The 22,083-nt window shown below is 71.0% G+C and carries 18 protein-coding genes; 12 read left to right on the top strand and 6 right to left on the bottom strand.

Annotation, left to right across the window (positions count from 1 at the left end; translation table 11 throughout):
• Window positions 1–55: 55 nt before the first annotated feature.
• A complete protein-coding gene (locus CC117_RS11520) occupies window positions 56–1,432 on the top strand; it encodes a diacylglycerol/lipid kinase family protein (RefSeq protein ID WP_084131953.1) in 1,377 nt (458 codons plus the stop codon).
• Between the two features lie 25 nt (window positions 1,433–1,457).
• Entirely contained in the window at window positions 1,458–2,918 is a 1,461-nt protein-coding gene (locus tag CC117_RS11515; protein ID WP_071083727.1) for a DUF2252 domain-containing protein, read from the top strand.
• Window positions 2,919–2,986: 68 nt separating this feature from the next.
• Here the strand turns inward: CC117_RS11515 and CC117_RS11510 are convergent, their stop codons facing one another.
• Window positions 2,987–3,568: a hypothetical protein gene (locus tag CC117_RS11510; RefSeq protein WP_131803059.1), complete on the bottom strand. Its 582-nt coding sequence runs from the start codon at window positions 3,566–3,568 to the stop codon at window positions 2,987–2,989.
• A gap of 153 nt (window positions 3,569–3,721) precedes the next feature.
• On the bottom strand, window positions 3,722–4,960 hold the full coding sequence (locus CC117_RS11505; protein WP_071083725.1) for a S1 family peptidase: 1,239 nt from the start codon (window positions 4,958–4,960) through the stop codon (window positions 3,722–3,724).
• A 623-nt stretch (window positions 4,961–5,583) separates the two neighbouring features.
• On the opposite strand from CC117_RS11505, the gene CC117_RS11500 reads away from it, so the two are divergent.
• The 4 genes from CC117_RS11500 to CC117_RS11490 all read left to right on the top strand — a co-directional run bounded on the left by CC117_RS11500 (window position 5,584) and on the right by CC117_RS11490 (window position 7,438).
• Entirely contained in the window at window positions 5,584–6,144 is a 561-nt protein-coding gene (locus CC117_RS11500; RefSeq protein WP_084131949.1) for a TetR/AcrR family transcriptional regulator, read from the top strand.
• A gap of 32 nt (window positions 6,145–6,176) precedes the next feature.
• On the top strand, window positions 6,177–6,335 hold the full coding sequence (locus CC117_RS37420) for a hypothetical protein (protein ID WP_157905400.1): 159 nt from the start codon (window positions 6,177–6,179) through the stop codon (window positions 6,333–6,335).
• A gap of 66 nt (window positions 6,336–6,401) precedes the next feature.
• Window positions 6,402–6,998, top strand: a complete 597-nt coding sequence (locus CC117_RS11495; RefSeq protein ID WP_071083724.1) for a DinB family protein — start codon at window positions 6,402–6,404, stop codon at window positions 6,996–6,998.
• Between the two features lie 2 nt (window positions 6,999–7,000).
• Entirely contained in the window at window positions 7,001–7,438 is a 438-nt protein-coding gene (locus CC117_RS11490; protein WP_071083723.1) for a VOC family protein, read from the top strand.
• A 1,155-nt stretch (window positions 7,439–8,593) separates the two neighbouring features.
• Here CC117_RS11490 and CC117_RS11485 read toward each other — a convergent pair.
• Entirely contained in the window at window positions 8,594–9,004 is a 411-nt protein-coding gene (locus CC117_RS11485; RefSeq protein ID WP_071083722.1) for a hypothetical protein, read from the bottom strand.
• Between the two features lie 264 nt (window positions 9,005–9,268).
• Here CC117_RS11485 and CC117_RS11480 point away from each other — a divergent pair, with 264 nt between their 5' ends.
• Complete coding sequence (locus CC117_RS11480; RefSeq protein WP_071083721.1) at window positions 9,269–10,495, top strand: ABC transporter substrate-binding protein; 1,227 nt, start codon at window positions 9,269–9,271, stop codon at window positions 10,493–10,495.
• Window positions 10,496–10,597: 102 nt separating this feature from the next.
• Here CC117_RS11480 and CC117_RS11475 read toward each other — a convergent pair whose 3' ends face one another.
• Complete coding sequence (locus tag CC117_RS11475; protein WP_198541815.1) at window positions 10,598–12,166, bottom strand: ABC transporter substrate-binding protein; 1,569 nt, start codon at window positions 12,164–12,166, stop codon at window positions 10,598–10,600.
• Window positions 12,167–12,686: 520 nt separating this feature from the next.
• Here CC117_RS11475 and CC117_RS11470 point away from each other — a divergent pair.
• From CC117_RS11470 to CC117_RS11455, 4 genes are all read left to right on the top strand, one after another.
• Entirely contained in the window at window positions 12,687–13,691 is a 1,005-nt protein-coding gene (locus CC117_RS11470) for a sensor domain-containing diguanylate cyclase (RefSeq protein ID WP_071083719.1), read from the top strand.
• 66 nt (window positions 13,692–13,757) lie between these two features.
• Window positions 13,758–18,617: an FtsK/SpoIIIE domain-containing protein gene (locus CC117_RS11465; protein WP_241830026.1), complete on the top strand. Its 4,860-nt coding sequence runs from the start codon at window positions 13,758–13,760 to the stop codon at window positions 18,615–18,617.
• A 160-nt stretch (window positions 18,618–18,777) separates the two neighbouring features.
• Window positions 18,778–19,047 (top strand): pyrophosphorylase, encoded by a 270-nt coding sequence (locus CC117_RS11460; RefSeq protein WP_071083717.1) that lies wholly within the window; start codon window positions 18,778–18,780, stop codon window positions 19,045–19,047.
• A 104-nt stretch (window positions 19,048–19,151) separates the two neighbouring features.
• The gene (locus CC117_RS11455) at window positions 19,152–19,439 is read left to right on the top strand and encodes a hypothetical protein (protein WP_071083716.1); all 288 of its coding nucleotides are present in this window, start codon (window positions 19,152–19,154) and stop codon (window positions 19,437–19,439) included.
• A 25-nt stretch (window positions 19,440–19,464) separates the two neighbouring features.
• On the opposite strand, the gene CC117_RS11450 is transcribed toward CC117_RS11455, so the two are convergent.
• Window positions 19,465–20,262 (bottom strand): hypothetical protein, encoded by a 798-nt coding sequence (locus CC117_RS11450; RefSeq protein ID WP_071083715.1) that lies wholly within the window; start codon window positions 20,260–20,262, stop codon window positions 19,465–19,467.
• Window positions 20,263–20,324: 62 nt separating this feature from the next.
• Between CC117_RS11450 and rpsD the strand changes: the two genes are divergently transcribed.
• Window positions 20,325–20,930 carry a 30S ribosomal protein S4 gene (gene rpsD, locus CC117_RS11445; protein WP_071083714.1) on the top strand — a complete coding sequence of 202 codons (606 nt, stop codon included), beginning with the start codon at window positions 20,325–20,327 and terminating at the stop codon, window positions 20,928–20,930.
• A 60-nt stretch (window positions 20,931–20,990) separates the two neighbouring features.
• Here rpsD and CC117_RS37415 read toward each other — a convergent pair whose 3' ends face one another.
• The gene (locus CC117_RS37415; RefSeq protein WP_071083713.1) at window positions 20,991–21,728 is read right to left on the bottom strand and encodes a hypothetical protein; all 738 of its coding nucleotides are present in this window, start codon (window positions 21,726–21,728) and stop codon (window positions 20,991–20,993) included.
• Between the last annotated feature and the right edge of the window lie 355 nt (window positions 21,729–22,083).

Raw genomic sequence — 22,083 nt, 5'->3', positions numbered from 1 at the left:
CACGGCATGGCTCCCTACGAGCCTTGTGACCGAGCCTGCGAGGTGATGCACGGATATGCCCCACCAGCGATGGCACCGTTCCCGGGTTCCGGGCACAGTTCCGGGCGCCCGAGTCGCGGGCGGCAGCCGGCCGTCGCCGTCACGACGGCTGGCTGCCGCGGTCGCGTTGTTGTGTGCCGCCGCGGCGCTCGCGGTCGTCCTCGAGGCGCTGGCGGACCGGCCGATCGCGCTGCCGGTCTCGATCGTCGCGGTGGCCGTGACGCTGCTCGCCGGCTGGGCGGCGCTGGTCGGGCGGGGCAGTCGCCGGGCGATGGCGACCCTGGTCGCGGCTGTCGCGTTCGGCGGGCTGATCGCCTTCGCGGGCGCAGCCGGTCTGGTGACCGTGTTCGTCACAGCAGCGCTGCTGGCCGCATCCGGTGTCGCGGCACGCGGTGCCTTCGGCCGGCATCGGCCCAGCGGAACCCGGGTCGGCCCGGCCCGGCATGGCGTCCTGTTCGTGAACACCCGCTCGGGCGGCGGGGCGGCCGGCCGCCACAATCTGGCGGAGGAGGCGGGCCGCCGGGGCGTCGCGGTGGTTCCCCTCACCCCGAACACCGACCTGCGCAGCCTGGCCGAGAAAGCCGTCGCGGACGGAGCCGACGTCATCGGTATCGCGGGCGGCGACGGCTCGCAGGCGCTGGTCGCCGACGTCGCCCGCCGCCACGACATCGCGTTCGTCTGCGTGCCGGCCGGCACCCGCAATCATTTCGCGCTCGACCTCGGACTCGACCGCAGGAATGTCGCCGGCGCACTCGACGCGTTCGGCGAGGCCGTCGAGCGACGGGTCGATCTGGGCCAGGTCGGCGGCCGGGTGTTCGTCAACAACGTCTCGCTTGGCGTCTACGCGGAGATCGTCCAGTCCGACAGCTACCGGAATGCCAAGGCGGGAACGGCGGCCGCCATGCTGCCGGATCTGCTCGGCCCCGGCCGCGCCCCGCCCGATCTGCGCTTCACCGGCCCGGACGGCCAGCCGGAGCCGACCGCCGACGTCCTGCTCGTCTCGAACAACGCCTACCAGCTGCACAGCCTCGGTGGTCTGGGCACCCGGCCACGGCTCGACGGGGGGAATCTCGGTGTCACGGCGCTGCGGGTGGACCGTGCGCAGGACGTGCCCACCCTGGTCGCGCTGGAATCGGTCGGCGCCCTCGATCGGTTCCACGGTTTCCACCAGTGGACGTCGCAGGTGCTGCGGGTCGACGCGGCCAGCCCCACCAGCGTCGGTGTGGACGGGGAGGCCCTGCGGCTGACGCCACCCCTCGTGTTCAGCTGCCTGCCCGCGGCCCTGCGCGTCCGCCTCCCGCCGCAGGCTCCTGGCGTTCCTCCCCTGCGGCCGAGGGTCTGCGCGACCCCGTCCGCCCTGCTGCACATCGCCGCCGGCCGACCCGGAACCTGAGCCCGACTGCCACGAAAGGTCGACGATGACCGCGGTTCTCTCCCATCCCACCAGGAACGGTTCCCCGCCGCCGCGGGCAGCCGGACGGGCCCTCGGCACGGCCGCGCCGACACCGGCCGAGCGCGCGGCCCGGGGAAAGGATGCCCGGGGCCGGGGCCCGCGCGGGGGCCATGCACGGTACGACCAGGCACGGGACCGAGCCGACCCGATCGACGTGATCGAGCGGCAGTCACGGAGCCGCCTGCCCGAGCTCGTTCCCCTCCGCTACCAGCGGATGCTGGAATCGCCGTTCAGGTTCTACCGGGGCGCCGCCGCGATCATGGCTGCGGACCTCGCCGCGACACCGACGTCCGGGATCGACGTCCAGCTCTGCGGCGACGCGCACATGCTGAACTTCCGGCTGCTGGCGTCCCCCGAACGGCGCCTGGTGTTCGACATCAACGACTTCGACGAGAMCCTGCCCGGCCCCTGGGAGTGGGACGTGAAACGGCTCGCCACCAGCCTGGTCATCGCCGGCCGCGCCAACGGGTTCCGCCCGGCCGCACGACGCGGGATCGTCACCGCGGCGGTCGGGACGTACCGCATGTGGATGCACCGGTTCGCGGCGATGACCAATCTCGACGTCTGGTACGCGCATGCGGACGTCGACGAGCTGACCACCCGGTTCGCGGACGTCCTCGGCCGGCGGGAATCCAGGCGCCTGTCCCGGGCGACGACGCGTGCCCGGTCGCGTGACCAGCTGAAGGCCTTCGCCAAGCTGACCGAGGTGGTTGACGGCGCACGGCGCTTCGTCTCCGATCCGCCGCTCCTCGTCCCGGTCGGCGAGATGCTCGACGGGGGCGAGCGTGACCTGATGATGGGATGGCTCGGCTCCGTAGTCGACCGGTACTCCTCCACCCTGTCGACCGATCGGCGCTCGCTGCTCGCCCAGTACCGGCTCGTCGACGTCGCGCGCAAGGTCGTCGGCGTCGGCAGCGTGGGCACCCGTTGCTGGGTCGCCCTGCTGCTCGGCCGGGACGACGGCGACCCCCTCCTACTGCAGGTCAAGGAGGCCGGGACGTCGGTCCTCGCCGAGCATCTGCCCGGGAGCGCATACGACAACCAGGGTGAGCGGGTGGTCGCCGGGCAACGGCTCATGCAGGCGACCAGCGACATCTTCCTCGGCTGGCAACGCGTGGACGGCCTCGACGGGCGGCGGCGCGACTTCTACCTGCGGCAGCTGCAGGACTGGAAGGGCGTCGCGGTGACGGAGAACATGGTCCCGGAGGGCATGACCCTGTTCGGGCGGCTGTGCGCCGGCACCCTCGCCCGCGCCCACGCGCGGTCGGGCGACCGCATCGCCATCGCGGCCTACCTCGGCACCGGCGGGGCGTTCGACCGAGCGGTGGCGCAGTTCGCCGAGGCCTACGCCGACCAGAACGAGGCCGACCACGCCGCGCTGGCGGCGGCGGTCCGCACCGGGCGGGTCATCGCCGCCGCTCGCTGATCGTCATCGCCAGGAACGGGGCGGACGCACGCCCTGGCGGGAAGGGGCCACCGGCGGTTCACCCGCTGCTACCCGGTTCTCGTGGGCACGGTTGCCGGTGGCTCGTTCATCCGCAGAATGATGATCGGCGCGTCGCCGTACCGATCCCGCATCGCGGTCCTCAGCCGGTCACCGGCGGGTGTACCGACCTCGACTCCGGCGCCGTCATGACGGGAAAGCACGGTCCAGATCGGCATGCCACGGTTCTCCCAGTACGCCGAATCGGTCCGGATTCGCGCCGCGAGAGCGACAAGTTCGCTGCGGGTGTGCGGCGCGTCCCGGAACACGACGGGGGTGTCGCCCGCCACGGCTCGCACGGCGTCGTCCAGGTCTCCGCCAGGGCGGCGGTAGACAACCAGCGTCGCGCCGGACGCCTCGATCCCCGCGTACTGCTCGGGGTGCCGTGAGCCGACCTCTTCCACGAGAGCGGCGACAGCGGCATCTGCCTGCACGGCCGGTGTCTGTCCAGCCGGCTGGTGGCCGGGCGGAGGGCTGTTCTGCGCCGGGTCTCCCGATGCCCCCGGGGCGGGGGGCGGCCGCTGCGCGCAGGCCGCGGCGGCCAGCACCAGAACGGCCGCCACCGACACCAGCACTCGCTGCCGACCGGCCATGCCAGCGACCCCTCTCGACCGCGGGAAACAGCTACGTATTACACATTCTTTACGACTCGCTCTGGTGGCTGCGGTGGTAGCGACCTCGGCCCACGAAAACGGGTTCCCCGGCCGTGATGACACGGCCGGGGAACCCGTCACCTCGCTTTTCTTCTACCAGAGATTGGCGCCGTAGGCAGCGCTGTAGTAGGCGATGCTGTCGGCGATCGGAAAGTACCACGAGATGGTCGACTGGCCGACCGCCGAGCCACAACGCAGGCCCGTCCCGTAGAGCACAGCACCGCTTGTGACACCCTCGGCCCGGTTCGGGGTGCCGGGCGTGTAGTTGGCGCCACCCGAGTCACCCTTCTCGACACAGRCCGAGTGCCGGGTCAGACCGTAGACCGTGTTGACACCGTCGAAGGTGACCGTCTCGTCCTTGCCGGTGATGTAGCCACAGGTCAGCTTCGTCTTGACACCGGACTTGCAGACGTAGGTGCCGACAGGGGCGTCGGTGTAGCCGGTGATGTTGATGAATCCGCCGTTGGACGGGTTGGTGTCGACCCAGGGGCCCTGGATCCAGTAGGCCGGGTTGGTGGCCTCGATGAGAGCGTCGTCATACGTCGGGAACCAGCGTGACACCACCTTCCCGAAAGTGGAGCCGCCCTGCCCTGTCACCGTCTGGTTCAGRCTCACGCAGTGGCCGGCGGTCAGGAGGTAGCCCTTTCCGGTCGTGGGGTTGCGCAGGTTGAATCCGGCGGAGCAGGAGCCGCCGTTGATCTGGTCGCCTCCGTCCATGTAGTCGGCCGTCGTGGTCGGTGCCGCCGGCAGGTACTCGGTGCGCACGGCGTCGCCGTACCTGGTCAGGTTCTCCTGGGCGCGGCGGCTGAGCCTGTCCCTGACCACGGAGACGACGACGCTGTTGGTCGTCGGATCGATGTGCCAGCCCGCCAGGCCCTGGACAGCAGCCTGCGGCTTTCCGGCCGCCGTCCTGGTGCCGGCCTTCTCGGGTGCCTTGCCGGCCAGTGCGTCGAGCTCCGTCGCGATGGACTCCAGCGCGGCATAGCTGCGCGCGACGACCTTGGGCTGTGCGCCCAGCTCGGTCACCTGCGCCGCGCTGGCTTCGGACGTGACGCCCACGACCAGCCGGCCGGACTGGGCGTCGAACCAGGTTCCGCCGAAGCTCGATCCGAGCCTGCCACGCACCTGGCCGTTGATCTCGATGGCCTTCGCCTGCTGGTCCACACGGGCCTTGGCCTGCGGCTCGGTCAGCCCCAGATCACGCTGGAGGGCGGCGACCACCTCGGCCGCCAGTCCGCCGGCTCCCCGGTCACCCGAGCGGGCCGCGGCGGACGGCGAGGCGGCGCGCTCCGGCGCGGCCTGCGCCGGCAGGGCAACCGCTGTCCACGACACCGCGGCGCATACCGTGACCGCGGTCGCGGCACCGATACGTGACCAGGAAGTCCTTTTACGGGTTTTTTCCATGCCCTTCCTCTCATCGCTTCTGCGGATTTTTCATCCACGTGGTTCCGCGACTACAGTGATCGCCGTATGGCTTCTGTCCGAGGTGGCTACATGGCAGGTTTCGCGAGTCGGCCACCCGTGGTTCTCCGTTTTGCGGGAAACGACGTCGACGCCGCGGTAGTCCCGGTAGTCGCGGGACGCAGCGTATCCGCGGTGGACGAAACAGAATGGGAGGCCGAGCTGGAGCTATCCAGTCGGATCGCGGACAGTTTCCAGTCATATCAGTGAGYCTTTTTCCGATCTCGGCGAGCGCATTGAAAAGGACCTTTTGCCGGGTGCGCTACTCGGCCCCGTGCCGGAGGTGCCGAGTGCTCGTCACCGGCGCACGCCGTCCCGTCCGACGCGTGTCACCGTCGGTCGACGGAGGTGGTCCACGCGTGGACCGCGCGTGGACCGCGCCTGCCCGCCCCGCCGACCCCGCCCGCTGTCACCCCACGGACAAAGTTTGAGCGACACTCAAGCGGTACGGTTGACTGACACTCAAGCGAACGGATCCGGGGAGGGCTCGTCTGATGGGGACCAGAGCGGACGCGGTGGCGGCGACCAGGGAGCGGATCGCCCGCACCACGCTGCGGCTGCTGCTCGCGCAGCCGTACGAGGAGGTCACCCTCGCCGACATCGCGACCGGCGCCGAGGTCTCCCACCAGACCGTTCTCAACCACTACGCGTCCAAGGAGGGCGCCGCGTCCGCCGCGATCGAACTCCTCAGATCCGAGACCGAGGGGCTGCGGACGTCAGCCCGGCGCGGCGACCCGACGCACGCCGTCGAGGTTCTGGCCGAGCAGTACGAACGGTTCGGTGACCTCAACGTCCGCTGGGCGATGTCCGCCGAACGGCTCGGGCGGCTGGCCGCCCTCCTCGATCATGCCCGCGCGGCCCACCGGACCTGGCTGGAGGAGGTCTTCGAGCCCTACCTGCCCTCCGCGCCGGCGGACCGCCGCCGCAGCCTCAACGCGCTGCACGCGGCGACGGACGTCTACACGTGGAAGCTGCTGCGCCGCGACCTGGGCCTGAGTCGCCCGGAGACCACTCACACGATGACCGCGCTGGTGCGCGGCGTGCTGAACACGTAAGGGGCCCGCCCCTGACCGGAGGATGGTCACCGATGAGCAACACGTATCTGTTCGCGCTCACTGACGGTGGCGGCACCGTCGACCGCGGCACCGTCGACCGCGGCGCTCTCGGCTGCGGCGCTCTCGGCTGCGGCGCTCTCGGCTGCGGCACTGTTGCGGGCCGTCAAGGCTGCGCCGACGGCCGCGGGTAGCGGCGTGGAAATGCGCCAGGCGCATCGAGGACCGAAGCTGTCCGCAGTCCCGGGGATAGTGAAGTCATGATCTACCAGACCTGGAATCCCCTGCTACGCGACCAGATCGCCACGCACTGGGACGACCAGCTGCGCGATCGCCTCGATGGGCTCACCGACGACGAGTACTTCTGGGAGCCCGGGCCGGGCTGCTGGAACGTGCGCCCGCGCGGCACCGGCTCCGCGCCGGTACAGGGCGGGTCCGGCGCGATGACCATCGACTTCGCGGTGCCAGCGCCCGACCCGTCTCCGTTCACGACGATCGCCTGGCGGCTCGGGCATGTCATCGTCGGGGTGCTCGCGATACGCAACGCGGCGCACTTCGGAGGCCCGCCCACCGACTACTTCTCGTTCGAGTACGCCCCGACGGCGGCTGCGGCGCTCGCCCAGCTCGACGCGGAGTACGCCCGGTGGCTGGCCGGAGTCGAGTCGCTGGAGGAGGCGGGCCTCGCACGGCCATGTGGCGAGGCGGAGGGGCCGTATGCGGAGTATCCGCTGGCTGCCCTGGTGCTTCACATCCACCGTGAGCTGATCCATCATCTGGCCGAGGTGTGCCTGATCCGTGACCTTTACCAGTTCACCGGACAACCGACCCCGACCCCGACCCGGCAGGAGGCGAGCTGATGATGGCCCGCGACGTGCAGATCACGTTCGACTGCGCCGACCCGGCCGGGCTGGCGGCCTTCTGGGCCGAGGCGCTCGGCTACCGGCTGCAGGACCCGCCGGCCGGCTTCGAGTCATGGGAACAGGCCTTGGAAGCCATGGGCGTGCCGCCCGGGAGCCGTAACGACGCCTCGGCGGTGGTCGATCCCGCGGGTTCCGGGCCACGGCTGTTCTTCCAGCGGGTACCGGAGCCCAAGCGGGCCAAGAACCGCGTGCATCTCGATGTACGGGCCGCCCCCGGGCTCGACGGGGAGGCGCGGATGGCGGCACTGGAGGCGGCAGCCGAACTGCTTGTCTCCCACGGCGCCACCCGGCTCCGACGCCACGAGCCTGCTCCCCCGCTCAGCGCCGGTCACATTGTGATGGCCGATCCCGAGGGCAACGAGTTCTGTCTGGACTGACAGACGTGAACACCACCGCAGCCGCGACGCACCGCGCGACTGCCTGCTGACCTCCGTGCGGCGGGACCGCGTCGGATCCCGCCGCACGGTGGCAGTGCCTCCGGTAACCGGCAGCAGGGGAAAGTCGCCGTCGACGTGCGTCGGCCAGCACTGGCTGCCGCGCGGGATCTCGGCCGCGACGAGGGACTGCGCGAGACGTGACCGATGGGACGCGAACACGCGGTCCGCTCCTACTCGGCCTGCGTCCATACCGACGGTGAGCACCACCACACCATGGACGAACGGCGAAACGACGGGCCGGACCACCGGAACACCCACATAAGTGCCCATTATATTGATGAGACATATACTTTAGACGGATTGCCGGATTACCATCCAGAATTTGCAAGTTCCGGACCATACCTGACAAAGCACTGAAGGGCGAGCCCTCGCACCCTGGCCAAAGGGAAACAGCGGCATCCTCTCGAGGATCCCTTCGTCCTACCGCAGGGCGGCCCCGCGGCAGGACGCTCGACAGGCTGGACGGGGCCCCGGGCCCGCCACGTGCCGCGGGAAGCCACGACCAGACCGCCTCCCCGTGGGCACGACTACCTGGTAACAAAGGAGACTTCCGACTTTCCTGGAGGTCTTCGCCAGCGAGTGGCCCCCTCGCTGCCGCCCATCCTCGGCGAACCCTGCCGAGGCGTCAGTACTCGCCTCCAGAGCCACCCAGCGCTTCCGGCCGGTACCGCGTGACCCAGGCCGCAACCTCGTCGCGGTCCCAGACTCTCATCGGGCGCGACGCCGTGAGCGGGGCCGGGAACGAGGGTCGACGCGACAGTTGATCAGCCCGCGCCCGAGAGACACCCAGCCACTCAGCGATCTCTCGAAGATTCACGATCCCCGCCACGACTTCGACGTTAGGACTATCATCGTTGCTACTAGCAACATTGCTAGATCTCGGGCCGGTCCACCCACAACCCGGAAGGTTCAGGCGGATGTCACACGGTCGCGCGGAGAGAACACACCGACCAGGCTGACGTCGTCGACACCGGTCGCCACCAGTGGATATCCGCCCCGCTCGCACCGGGCAAGATGCCACACCAGCGCGATATTGACCAGCCGCTATCCCGGCCGTCGCCAGAATCCCCGCCCGGGCCCCGCCCGCTACGGGTGTCAGCGGGTCGCGACGATGTAGTCGAGGGTGGCGCTGTACGTCCCGAACGGGACGAACGGGACGACGATCGCATAGTCGTTGCTGATCGCGTCCCCGTCCGGCGTCGACGGAGCCGACCAGCCTGACGTCGCGGACCAGCCCGTGGCAGCGAGCCGTCGGATTCCGCGAGTGCGGCCAGCTCCGCCAGCCCGCCAGACAGCGAGACACCCGCGGCCGCCGGGAATCCACCGATCACGGTTCCCGGCAACGGGGCAGCGAGCTGGACGCGGGCCCGCCCGCCCCGTCCGTCGATGCCGCCGGGAAGCGACAGTCCGGCAGCAGCGCGCCTGGCAGAAACGGTCGGTGATTTCCGCCACCGCGGCCAGGTCCAAACACCAGATGTTGACGTGGACGTCGAAGGTTGCGAACATCCAAGCTCACCTGGTTACTCGATGAATCGCAGCCCGGCCCGGCCGCCTGATACCCGCGGCGCGGCGCGGCACACCGCTTTGGTGGCAACACGGCTGCGCTACCACGAGATGGGACACCACGTGCGGAAATCCAGAATCTCGCCCCCTGCCCCCGGCGGCGGCCCGGCGCAAAAGCGAACGCCCCGCCCACGCTCCCGATTCCTGTCCGGCCGTTCTGCCTTACCTTCCTCACCCGCCTTATCCGCCTTACCTGTCGTCGCCGGGTTGGCGGCCCTTCTGCTCCTCGCCGGTGCCTGCGGCGGCGATGACACGAATGAGCGGGAGAACCCTTCGACCGGTGGCGCCGGCACGGCCGCCGAGGTGCTCGGCCCGGCCGCCGCGGCAACGGGTGAGCCCGTCCGGGTCGGGCTGATCTCGGACGGCAGGAGCCCGGTCAGCGACACCTCGATCGAAGGGCGCGTGGCGGAGGCGACCGTCAGATATCTCAACGAGCATCGTTCCGGGATCGCGGGCCGCCCGATCAGGCTGATCGCCTGCGAGTCGCTGGCGGACCCGGGGAAGAGCGCGGACTGYGCGAACCGCATGATCGAGGAGAATGTCGTCGCGGTCATCGCCGGGTCGCTGGCCGCGCCGGAAGGCGTCTGGAAACCGCTGCACGACGCACAGGTGCCCGTGATCTTTCCAGTGGCGACGGGCTCGGCGCTGCTGGGTGACAGCGACTCGACCTTCGTCATGACCGACCTGATATTCCCGTACGTCACTCTTCCCATCCAGCTGGCGAAGGACAACCGGGTCTCGAAGGTGACAATGGTCGTCGTTGACGTCCCGTCCGCCGTGAGTGTGTCGAAGGTGCTCGCACCCCCGCTGTTCGAACAGGCCGGTATCGAGTTCGACAGCGTGGYGATTCCTCCGGGCACCGCCGACATGACGCCTCAGATGCAGCGCCTCGCGTCCGATGACCCTGGAATCGTTCACATCGTGGGCCCGGACGCGYTCTGTATCAGTGCACTGAACGGCCTGCGTGCGGTCGGGTTCACCGGCCATGTCAGCGGCATCTCCCAGTGCATCAGCGACGCGACCCGGACGGCCGTGCCCGGGGACATGCTCGACGGCATGGCCGTCGCGGCCTCGGTCCCCGTCGGGGCCGACAGTCCGTCCACCCGGCTGTACGACGCGGTCGCGAGCTCCTACGGCTCCGGCATCGACACCAGCAGGACATCAGGAATGATCATGTTCCTGGCGGTCACGGGTCTGCAGACCGCGCTTGAGGGGATCTCCGGGGAGATCACCCCGGCCACGGTCACCACCACCGTCAGATCCATGCCGGAGAAGGACCTTCCCGGCGCGACCGGGCTGCGCTTCCGGTGCAACGGCAAGGCCTATCCGTCGACGCCGGCAGTGTGCGTCCGCGGCGGCCTGCTCACCATCCTGGACGACGAGGGCCAGCCCACCGGGTACAGGCCGATCGGCACCTCACCGATCGAGGACTGACCAGAACCGGGCAGGGAGCCAGCTCTGCAACAGCGGTCCCGGGCCGGCGCCGTGCCGCCCGGGACCGCCGTACTCAGGTCCCGCCGTACTCAGGTCCCGCCGTTACTTGCTGATCCAGATCTCCTCCGGGAGGAGTGAACCGAGCCCGTACTGCTKGAAACCGCCGACGTCCTTGGATCCGATCGCGCCGAGTGGCCCGCGGGCGAGGAACAACGCGGGCGCCAGCTCGATCAGCCGGTCCTGCACCGTGTCGTAGGCCCGGGCCCGTTCCCCGTCGGACGTCGCGGTGCGGCCGGCCAGCAGGGCCGTGTTCAGCTCCGGGTCGTTGATGCCCGGAAGATTGGCCGGAGAACTGCCGAGAAAGGCCGTCGGAAGCCGCGGGTCCGGATCCTGGAACAACGCCGAGGTAATCACCGCGTCATAGTCATGGGATGTCCGCAGCGCGGCGAACTCGGCAATTTCGATGATCCGTGGCTGGAACCTGACGTTCTGGTAGCTGGCGAGCTGCGCCTGGAGGTTCTCTGCCATCTTCCGGTTCTCGGAGTTGGGCGTGGTGGTGAAGGTGAACGACAGCGGCTTTCCATCGGCGGCGAGTTCGTTGAGGAGACGCTGGGCACCCTCGCGGTCAAACTGGTGGAGCGGCTTGTCCGCATGGAATGGTGATGCCTCGGAGAACAGGGAGTCCGTAATCCGGGCGGTGCCGTTGTAGACGGCTAGATTGAGCGCCTCCAGGTCAATTGCCTTCACGAAGGCCTGCCGCGCGCGGATGTCGTCGAACGGGGCCCTGCGCATGTTGAGTGCCGCGAAGAGGCCGCCGCTCGCCTCGAGGAAGTTCGTCGCCAGCCCAGCCTTGTCCGCCTTGTCCAGATTCACCCAACTCGAGTCGATCGCGATGTCCGCCCCACCGGTGATCAACGTGTTGTAGCGCTGGTTGTTGTCCAGGGCCGCCCGCAGCACGAGGCTGTCGAGGTACGGCTTCGGCGCGTCCCAGTAGCGCGGGTTGCGGGCCAGCCGGATATCGGCCTGGCGGGTCCAGGAACGCAACGTGAACGGTCCTGCGCCGATCGGTCTCTCGTCGAAGGCCCGGCTACCCGCTCGCAACGCCGCCGGTGAGGCGATCCAGTTCAGCGCCGTGGTCACGACCGCTTCGGAGTACTTCGGGATCGGGCTGGCCAGGGTCGCCCGGAGCGTCACGGCGTCGACCACCTCCGAGGAGGCGATCATCGATGCCTCCGCCCGGTTGACGGAACCGAGCGCCGGGTCCTTGATCCGGTCCCAGTTGAACTTCACGGCCGCGGCGTCCAGCGGGGATCCGTCCGAGAAGACCAGCCCCGGTCGCAGTTTCAGTTCGAAGGTGGCGCCGCCGTCGGCGGACTCGAACGACTCGGCCATCGAGGGGTGGAGCGCGCCTTTTTCGTCATTGACCAGCAGTGTGCCGTACAATGCGTTCCCCAGCAGCGCGCCGGAGGCATAGGCGTTGCCTAGCGCGGCTGGATCCAACGTACGCGGATCATTCAGCAGGAGGACCCGCCCCTCCCCGCCTGGCACCGGGGCTCCCGTCGCGCCCCCCGCACCGCCTGTCGGATCATCGCCGCCACCGCCGCAGGCTCCCAGAAGGAGCAGCACGGAACTCGCCGCAGCGGTTACAAGTAATCGCGTTCCACGGATCATCCTCAAGCCCTTTCGTGACATCATCCATCAGCTGCGGGAACCACTCGGTTGCTGGGCGTCGCCATGGATCCGCGCCATGCCGGAACGGACGATCTCCTGGCAGCGGTGCTATCTACGCCCGGCGGGCCTCCCGCAGGGATTATTTTCGCCTGCCCGCAGCGTGGGAGGTGCCAATTTGCTCAGATCACGAAGAACTCGTCGACGGCAGGGTGGGCTCCCATCCCGATGCCGTGCCGGGCGCCGTGTCGGGCGCCAGCGGGAGCCGGCGGGCCGTCGCCCCTCCCTCGCGGCCCTCGATTGCATCCGCTGATTGCGACACAACCCAATCCCATCACGCAGAGCACACAACCGGAACGCATTGGTCACACTCCGGATGGGTCTTTGTCGGGCAGGGCGTCAGTGCGACGTCAAGGATCGCGAGCATCGCCCGGTGGCCGCTGGCGTGATGCCACGGACGGTCACCAGGCGAGCGAGATGCCGCGCCGCCGCCCCGCAGTCTCCGGAAGGAGCAAGAGAATCGGTGATCACCGACGACGTGGCTGCCGCGGTCCTCGACTCGTTGCCGTCCCGCATTGCCGTACTCGGGCCCGACGGCACGGTCATCCGCCTCAACGACGCCTGGCGCCGCAGCGCCGCGGCGGGTCTCGTGGTGGTCCCTGTCCGACCCGGTACCAGCTGGCTCGCGGCCTGCGAGGCCGGCGCGCAGGGAAGCTCGCCGCTGCGTGCACTCGGCGCGCTGACCCGGCGGATGCTGAACTCCCGCCGCGACCATGGCCACATCGAACTGCCCGTGACGACACCTCGCGGGGAACGCTGGGTCGACGTCCGGATCCGGCCGCTCAGCAGGGGGGACGGCCTGGTCGTGGTGGTCGACGACGTCACCGAACGGCACGACCATGAGAAGGCCCTGCGGCATCGCGCCACCCACGATCCGGTGACCGGGCTCCTGAACCGCTCAGCTCTCCGTGATCTGATCGACGCCGCCCTGGGCACACGACCGGCAGACGGCGACGACGTCGGCCTGTTGTTCCTCGATCTCGACGAGTTCCACCTGGTCAACCACAGGTTCGGCTACGCGGTCGGCGACGCGGCGCTGCAGGCCGCAGCCCGCCGCTTCCAGGAGGCCGTCGGTTCCGAGGGCGTACTCGGCCACTGGGGCGGTGACCAGTTCGTCGTCGTGACGACCAGGACGTCCCGGCCGGCGGCGATGGTCCTGGCGGACCAGCTGAGCTCCTGCCTGGCCGAACCGCTTGAGGCCGACGACCAGGACGTACGGATCACGGTCAGCGTCGGGCTCGCGTTCGGGAGCACGCTCCGTTCCGGGCCGGACACCGCACCACCGCCCGGCGAGGGCACCCCCGCGGCGGCGACGCCGCAGTACCCGTCAGAGCCTCCCCCGCCGGACGCGATGGCCCTGGTGAGGATGGCCAGCGAGGAGATCGTGCGGGCGCGGGCGCGCAGCCAGGGCCCGCTCACCATGCGCTCCAGCCCACCACAGCCGCCTGAATCCGACAGCTCCACATAAAAAGTTACAGAGAGCAGCAGATCCGTTTCGGGTTGTATCGTGCCGGCCATGTGGATCACCTGCACTGTGACGGCCCCCTTCCGCGTAGCCGATGCCCAGCCCTCCGGCTCCCGCTCCGCCGGCACCCGCCGCTCGGAGGCCGATATCGACACCGCGGGGCGGCCGGCATCCGCGACCGGCGTGCGCACCGTCCTCATTCGCGCGGACGGCGCGACACCGCTGGGAGCAATCGCCACGGCGCTGATGGCGCCGCCGCCAGCAGCCGTGGGCCCGCGCCGGCATCCACCGGGGCCCGGCCCACGCCATCCGCCAGGCCGCCCACACGGTCACGACTCCCCACCCTCGATGCACATCGACGGCATCGCCGTGCCCCCGGAGCTCCGCCTGGACACCTCGCCCCTGCGTGACGGGGCCCAGGTGCGTCTCGGCTCCCCGCCTGGCGCCACGCGACGGGAACACACCGGCCTGGTCGAGCTCCGGGTCACCGGTGGGCCCGGCGCCGGCATGGTGCGCCGGCTTTCCCCGGGCGAGTACGGCGTAGGGACGGATCCGCTCGGCGGCATCGTCCTACCCGACCGCACGGCGCCCCGCCGGGCCGTGACCCTGCGGATCGACGCGGACGGCTCGGGATCGGTCACCCCTGCCGCCGGGGCCGACGTGTGGATCGACGGCTGCCACCGGCCCGGGCCCGTCGCCTTCGCGGCGCGCGGGCCCGAGGGCACGTCCGTGAACGTGGCCATGCGGGCCGGAGCCACGGCGCTCGTGCTGACCACCCCCGACCGGCCGGACGCGATGCTCCGGCCAGCTCCGCGGGCCTGGGGCCTCGAGATCAGCCGCGAGCCGCGCCTCGCCCGCTGGCCGGGCGACGTCCGGTACAGCCTCCCGGTTCTCCCCGCAGCCCGTCCGGCGCCTCCTCTTCCTGTGTTGGCGGCGTTCCTGCCGGCCGCAGCCGCCGGCGGCATGGCGCTGGCTTTCCAGGCCGCCCACCTGCTGCTGTTCGCCGCGCTGGCCCCGTTGTCGCTCCTTGGCTCCTACCTGGCCGGCAGGCGCGCCAGCAGGCGGGAGTACCGGCGGGAGCTTGCCGGGTACCAGCGCGCCCGCGCCGAGATCGACCGGGAGATGACCGCCGCGCTCGACCGCGAGGCCGCCGCCCGATACACGAACCATCCCGACCCGGCGGCCGTGTTGCTGCGGGCGGTGGGTCCCCGGCGTGGTCTCTGGGAGCGTCGTCCCCACGATCCCGACTTCCTGCACCTGCGGGTCGGTACGGGTGACGTGCCCAGCGGGGTCTCACTCACCGACCCGGCCGCGCCGGACCATCGCAGGACCACCCGATGGCTGCTGCGGGACGCGCCGGTCACCGTCGCACTGCCCGAGGTCGGTGTGCTCGGCGTGGCCGGCCCGTACGGCTTCGCCCAGGCGATCGGCTCCTGGCTGATCACGCAGGCCGCGGCGCTGCACAGTCCGCGGGACCTGTCGATCCACCTCATCGTCACGCCCGGTTCGGCCCGCGGTTGGGAGTGGGCGCGGTGGCTGCCGCACTGCCGGCCGCCGGAAGGTCCGCCGGGCGCCGTGCAGATCGGCGCCGAGGAGCCGGGCCGGGCCGGGCGTGCCGAGGAGCTGGCCCGCCTGACAGAGACCCGCCTGCGCGGCAGCGGTCCGGGCACCTCCGGCCAGGACCGGCCGGGCCCTGCCGTCCTCGTCGTCGTCGAAGGGGCCGCAAGCCTGCGGGCATCCCTGCTCCCGGTACTGCTCTCGGGTCCGCGCGTCGGTGTCCACGTCATCTGCGTCGAGCGGGATCCGCGACTGCTCCCACCCGAGTGCCAGGCTGTGGTCGAGCCAGCCGGGAGCGGCGCACGGATCAGACAGCAGGGCCGCGAGGACGTCGACCGCATACGTCCGGACCTCGTGGGCATCCCCGCCACCACTGGAGGGGTCTCTCCCGCCGAAACGATCTCTCCCGTCGGAACGGTCGCGGCGGAGAGCATTGCCGGGGGAACCGCGGCCGCGGCCGCCCGCTGGTGCGAGACGCTGGCCCGCGGGCTCGCACCGCTCCGCGACGCCGGCCCGCGAGCCGCCGGCGGCGGCCTGCCGACGGACGTCAGGTTGCTGGACCTGCTGGGAGTCGACCCGCCGTCGTCCCGTGCCCTCGCCCCGCGCTGGATCATCCACGGGGCCACCACCACGTTCCCGCTCGGAGCCGGCACTGCCGGAACGGTCAGTGTCGACCTGAGCAGCGACGGGCCGCACGTCCTCGTCGCGGGGACGACCGGTGCCGGCAAGTCCGAGCTGCTCCAGTCGATGGTCGCCGCGCTCGCGGTGCGCAACCGGCCCGACGAGATGACCTTCGTTCTGGTCGACTACAAGGGCGGCAGCGCCTTCGGCGACTGCGCCCGGCTGCCGCACACGGTCGGGCTGGTGACCGATCTGGATCCGCACCTGGTCGAGCGGGCACTCGATTCGCTCGGAGCCGAGCTGCGCCGACGCGAGTCCCTGTTCGCCGCCGCCGGCGCCAAGGACATCGACGACTACCACCGGCGCCACCTGGCTCCCCCCGGCCTCGGCCGCACCAGCCGCGATGACCTCACCGAACCGCGGCCGCTGCCGAGGCTCGTCGTCGTCGTCGACGAGTTCGCCGCGCTCGCCCGTGAGCTGCCCGCCTTCGTCACCGGTCTGGTCGGGCTCGCCGGCCGCGGCCGGTCGCTCGGCATTCACCTCGTTCTTGCCACGCAGCGGCCGGCGGGCGTCGTCTCGCCGGAGATCCTCGCGAACACGAACCTGCGGATCGCGCTCCGGGTCACCGACCAGGCGGAGAGCTCTGACGTCCTGGGCCTTCCGGACGCCGCCTTCCTGCCCGTGGCGACGCCCGGCCGCGCGATCCTGCGGGTCGGGCAGAACGCGCCACAGGTCTTTCAGACCGCCCGTGTCGGCGGGCTTCCTCCGCGAGCCCGCGAACGTTCCGGCAGCGCACCACTCGGCCCGCTCGTCGTCGACCTTCCCTGGCCGCCGCCGCAGGACGAGGTCCTTCGTGCCGTCACCGCCCTCGCCCACACGGCCGCCGGCGCGGCCGCACAGCTCCCTCCGGTCACGGGCGCCCCCGCGGCCGACGAGCCGACGGACCTGCGCAGGCTGGCCGACGCCCTGCGGGAGACCGCCCGGGCATGCCGGATCACGGACCCCCGCCGACCCTGGCTGCCGCCGCTGCCGGAACGGATGAGGATCGACGTGCTACCGCCGGTCGACACACCCCTCACGCCCCTCACGCGCCTGACGCCCCGCGGCCTCGCCCCCGTGCCGCTGGGACTCGCGGACCTGTGCCGGGCACAGTCCCAGCCAACCTTCGCCGTGGATCTGGAGCACGGCTCGCACCTGCTGATCGTCGGCGGACCCCGCTCCGGGCGGTCCACAGTGCTGCGCACCCTCGCCGGGTCGGTGGCCCGTACGGCCTCGCCCGCGGATGTCCACCTGTACTGCCTCGACTGCGGCAACAACAGCCTGAGCCCCGTGGCCGGTCTCCCGCATACCGGCGCTGTCGTCACCGGRAGCGAGACCGAACGGGTGCACCGACTGCTGGCGCGGCTGGCCAAGGAGGTCTCTCGCCGCCAGGCTCTGCTCGCCCGGGGCGGTTTCGCGGACCTCGCCGAAGCCCGAGCCTCGCGGTCCGCGCAGGGGGCCGCCCTGCCGCCCTACCTCCTGCTCCTCCTCGACGGGTACGAGGGCTTCCTCGCCTCGTTCGAGGACCTGGAGGGCATGGTGGCCGTCGACCGGCTGCTGGCGCTCGCCCGTGACGGCCTCGCCGTCGGCCTGCGGATCATGATGACGGCGGACCGCCGCGCGCTCACCGGGCACCTCGCGGCAACCATCGAGCAACGGCTGGTGCTGAGGATGGCGGAACGCACCGACTACAGCCTCGCCGGGCTCGCCGGCACCCGGATACCCGAGGTGCTTCCGCCCGGGCGCGGTTTCCTGACCGGCGGGGCCGGCCGAGGGCTCGGCCCATCCCGGGATGGTGCCGACGGACCAGTCGAAGTACAGCTGGCGTTGCTGGACGATGACCCTTCAGGGGCCGCGCAGGCTGCCGCGCTGCGCCAGCTGGCCACCCGCTGCCACCCGTCCGCCTCCCGGTCGGGCACGGCGGCCGGCCGACATCCCCCGCCCGGCCCGCGGCCGTTCCGGGTCGACGTCCTGCCCACGCGCGTCAGCCGTCACGACCTCGCCGCGCTGGCAGGCATCGCGGACATCGATGCTCTCGGGGTGCCCGGCTCGCCTGATCTGCCCGGGGCGGCGCAGCGGTCGAACGACCGTCTGCCGGTCACGCTCGGCGCCGGCGGGGACGACCTGGCATCAGTCAGCGTCGATCTGGTGGCCGACGGCCCGGGATTCGTCATCGCCGGCCCGGCCCGGTCCGGGCGCAGCTCGGCACTGATCGCTGTCGCCCGCGGGCTCCACGCGCACGGGCATCGCATGATGATCGTCAGCCCCCGGCCGTCGCCGCTGCGCGCCTGCGCCGCCGAGACCGGGGCCGAGATGATCGAAGAGGTCTCCGGCGGAGGGCCGCAACGCCTCGCCCACCTGCTGCGGCCGGGCGTACGCATCGCGCTGCTCGTCGACGACGTCGAGCTTCTCGCGGCAGCCCCGCTCGGTGAGGACCTCGCGGCCTTCTGGCGCGACACCCGCGGCAGCGGGAACCTGCTCGTCGTCGCGGGCACCACCGATGATCTGGTGAACCAGTTCCGGGGGCTCGTCACGGACGCCCGGCGCTCGCGATGCGGGCTTCTCCTCGGCCCGGCCGGRCCCGCCGACGGCGACCTGTTCGGCGTGYGACTGCCTCGGGCCCTGTGCGCCGGCCCGGATCCGCCGGGGCGCGGGCTCCTCCTGCGCCGCGGCGGCATCCTGCCCATCCAGGTCATTGATCCACAGCCGTGACGGAAACAGTGCCAGCCCCAGGAAACGACAGCACATATAGACAGAACCAGCACAGACGGTAGCATTGACCTATCGGATGGGTCACATCCTCTGCTCCCTGGTGAGCGGCCCTCCACCGCTCGTGCCTCCGACCCATGAACCCGGACGGACGGAACACACCATGCGCACGGTCACCACACCCGCGGCCCAGAGCGCCGCCGGCCAGATGAGCCATCAGCTCAGCGATCTCCAGACGACGACGGCCAACCTCGTCGCCCGCGGCAACGCCCTCGCCGATCCGACGAACTGGGAGGGGCCGAAGGCCCACCTGTTCCGCACCCAGATCTGGCCCGAGGTGCAGAACACGCTGTCCGCGCTCCAGACGAACCTGGCCGAGCTCTCCCGCGTCGTCACCGAGGTCAACCAGCGGACCGCCCTCGCCGGCAGCTGACCCGCCAGCCGTTTCGTCCCGACGCCGCACCCGGCGCCACTTCTCTCCCAGCCGCAGGGCGCATCCGTGTCCTGCGGCGAATCCCCCCTGCCCCGGAGGATGCGATGACGACAGGTTCAGGTGTGACCGTGCGCGCGACGCCCCAGGCGTCGACCGCGGTCGACGAGCTCGCGGGCATCATCAACGGTCCGCTGGTGACCCACTTCGACGGGCTGCGTGCGACCGCCCGGACCCTGCTGGACGCGGATAACTGGGACGGCCGGACCGCRTCCGAGTTCCGAAGCTCGGTGTGGCCTACCTACGAGCGCACCCTGACGGATCTGCACAGCCAGCTCGACCGACTGCGGGTCCGTCTGGCGGAGATCCAGGCGGACATCCAGGCGGCCGGTTAGTAGTCGCCGGCGGCGCCGGTCGCCGTCACCACCGCGCCTCGTTGCCGGGCTCGGGTGTGCCCCCCGGGCCGGCCACGGGCTTGGGGTCCCGCTCCGAGTCCTGAGCCCGGAAACCTCCGCGGCTGTCTTCCCGAGCGCGGAGGTCGCTGCGGTCGGCATGGCGGCGGCCGCCGGCCTCGGAGTCTCGTTCGCGGTCGAGGCCGCGACCCGGACCCTGACGGCGATCATGAAGGAGGTCCAGCGCGTCGTCGGTGTCCAGCCGGATGCAGCCGGAACGCGTCCGGACTGTGGCCTCCGCGAGGTCGATCTCCAGCAGCATCCAGGCGCTCCCCAGATCGAGCAGATCGGGAGTGGGGTGCCGCTCGGTGAAGGCAAGCGCCAGCTCGGAGACGGACTCGTCGGGAACCCGCGCCACCCAGCCGGCCAGGGCGACCGACACCCACTCGCAGCCGTCGGCCGCCACGGCGCCGCAGACCTGGAACCGGCAGGCCTGGTCCTCGGTACCGAGAAGCCGCCCGACCGGGAACGGAGCCAGCATCACGAGCCGGGCGGACGCACCGACGTCCAGCTGCTCGAACAGGCCCGGCACCACCGGGGTGCAGCCGGCCGGCGCGGGCCCGGTCGGCGCCGGGGCTATGGAGGCGAAGCGCAGGCCATGGACGAGTCGCCCGCCCCACAGGACGAGGCTTCCGTACGGAGCCGCGCGGAGCAGCTCGCGGGCCGCCTGTCTGATTGCCGCCCGGACGTCCGGGACGTCGGGCGCCCACGCCGCGTCCGTCGCCCCGGGCCCATCGATCGTGCCGTCGGCCACCTGCTCCTCCACCGCTCGATCCACTATGGTTAGGTTCGCCTTATTTAAGGACACCTAACCTAAAGGAGGAACGTGTGCGCCACAAGCCGGTAGCAAAACTGAGCCGCAGCATCGGCCTGCCGCTCACCGACAAGGCGGCCCGCTACTTCGAGAACCGTCCGTACCCGCCGGGCCCGCATGGCCGGGGCCGCAAGACCATGTCGCCCTACAAGGAGCGGCTGCGGGAGAAGCAGCGGTTGCRCTTCCAGTACCACATCAGCGAGAAGCAGCTGCGGCGGGCGTTCGACCAGGCAGACCGCGGGAACGGGCGGACCGGCCACCTGCTGATCGAGGACCTCGAGACCCGCCTGGACGCCGTCGTTCTGCGCGCCGGCTTCGCCAAGACGATCTATCAGGCCCGCCAGTTCGTCAGCCACCGCCACATCCTGGTGAACGGCGGCCGGGTGGACCGGCCCGGCTACCGCGTGYAGCCCGGCGATGTCGTCTCCGTCACCATCCGCAGCCGCACCATGGCGCCGTTCCGGATCGTCGCCGAGAGCCAGCCGGGCGGGGCTCCACCGCCCACCTACCTCGACGTCGATCGCGGCACACTGGTCGCGGTCCTCAACCGGCGACCGACCCGGCCGGAGATTCCGGTGGTCTGCGACGAGCAGCTCGTCGTCGAGTACTACGCCCGCTGACAGGGCCCGCCGGAGAACTGCCCGCCGAAAGGGACCGGCTGAACGAGGCAGGCTGAACGGTCAGGGCTGTTCGTGGACGAAACCGAAGGTCGCGGTCACCGCGTCGAACAGATCGTGCAGCGCCACCGCCAGCGCGGTGTTGGGGCTGGTGCAGGCGATCACCGCGACGCGGTCGACTCCGGGCACCGGCACGGTCGTGCGCATCACCAGTTGGAAGGTCTCCTCGCCGTCCGTCGACCGCTGCGGCTCGACCCGGACAGTCCGCGTCGCGAGTCCGGCCGCAGGGAGGTGGACGGCGCCCACACGGCGCCAGCGGCGCAGATCCGGATGGTCCGGATGGTCCGGCCGATCTGCCGGGCCCGCCCGGCGCGCCCGGCCATCCTGCGTGGCCAGGGCCTCCCGGGCCTCCCGGGCCTCCCGGGCGGTCCTGGCGGCCTGAGCCGGCCGATCGGCCGCCGCGGGGCGTTCCTGCCGAGGCAGGTCGGGTATGTGCTGACTCGTCGGACGCAGGCACACCATGACCCAGGCGGACAGGSCGTCGCCGCGGACGTCCTCGACCATGACCGCGCAGTAGGCGGCTCCGTGCCGGTCGGCGCGGGCGGCGACGTCCCGCAGGATCCGGGCGATCGACGGCTCCTGGCCGGCCAGAACGGGATGATCATGCGCTCGGGCGGTCACCATGCGGGCGATGGCGCTCGCGCTGCGGGCGGTCTGGGTGTCCAGTACGAACCAGCTGTCCGGCACCGTGATGGTGAACCGGTGAGGTCTGCGCTGCCGCCCCCCTGCATGCCTCTGCACCCCTGGTCGTCCTCTGCTCCGGTCTGACTCGCGCTGGCCCGATGGGCGCTCGGGCATGACGCCCCGAACACGCACCTGTACTGATTGGCACTTCAGCACGTCGTGGTCGGCTCCACGCTTCAAACGACCCAGCTGGCAAAGGTATGCACAACCGTCCTAAACAGGCGCAAAGCGGACGCGGGGTCGCGAGGCGAGACCGGAAGCCGCAGCTGACGTGCGCGCCGCCCCTGCGCACCCGGGAGACGCCCCGACATGCCGGCGGCCAGCAAACGGTCGCCCTGTCCTGGTCGTGACAGTCAGCAAGCGTGTGTCATTCGTGTGAACCCCTCGACCGACAGATCGAAAAATGACCTGT

This window comes from Parafrankia colletiae, from assembly GCF_001854655.1.
Taxonomy (GTDB): Bacteria; Actinomycetota; Actinomycetes; order Frankiales; family Frankiaceae; genus Parafrankia; species Parafrankia colletiae.
This window is presented reverse-complemented; position numbering and strand designations above follow the sequence as displayed.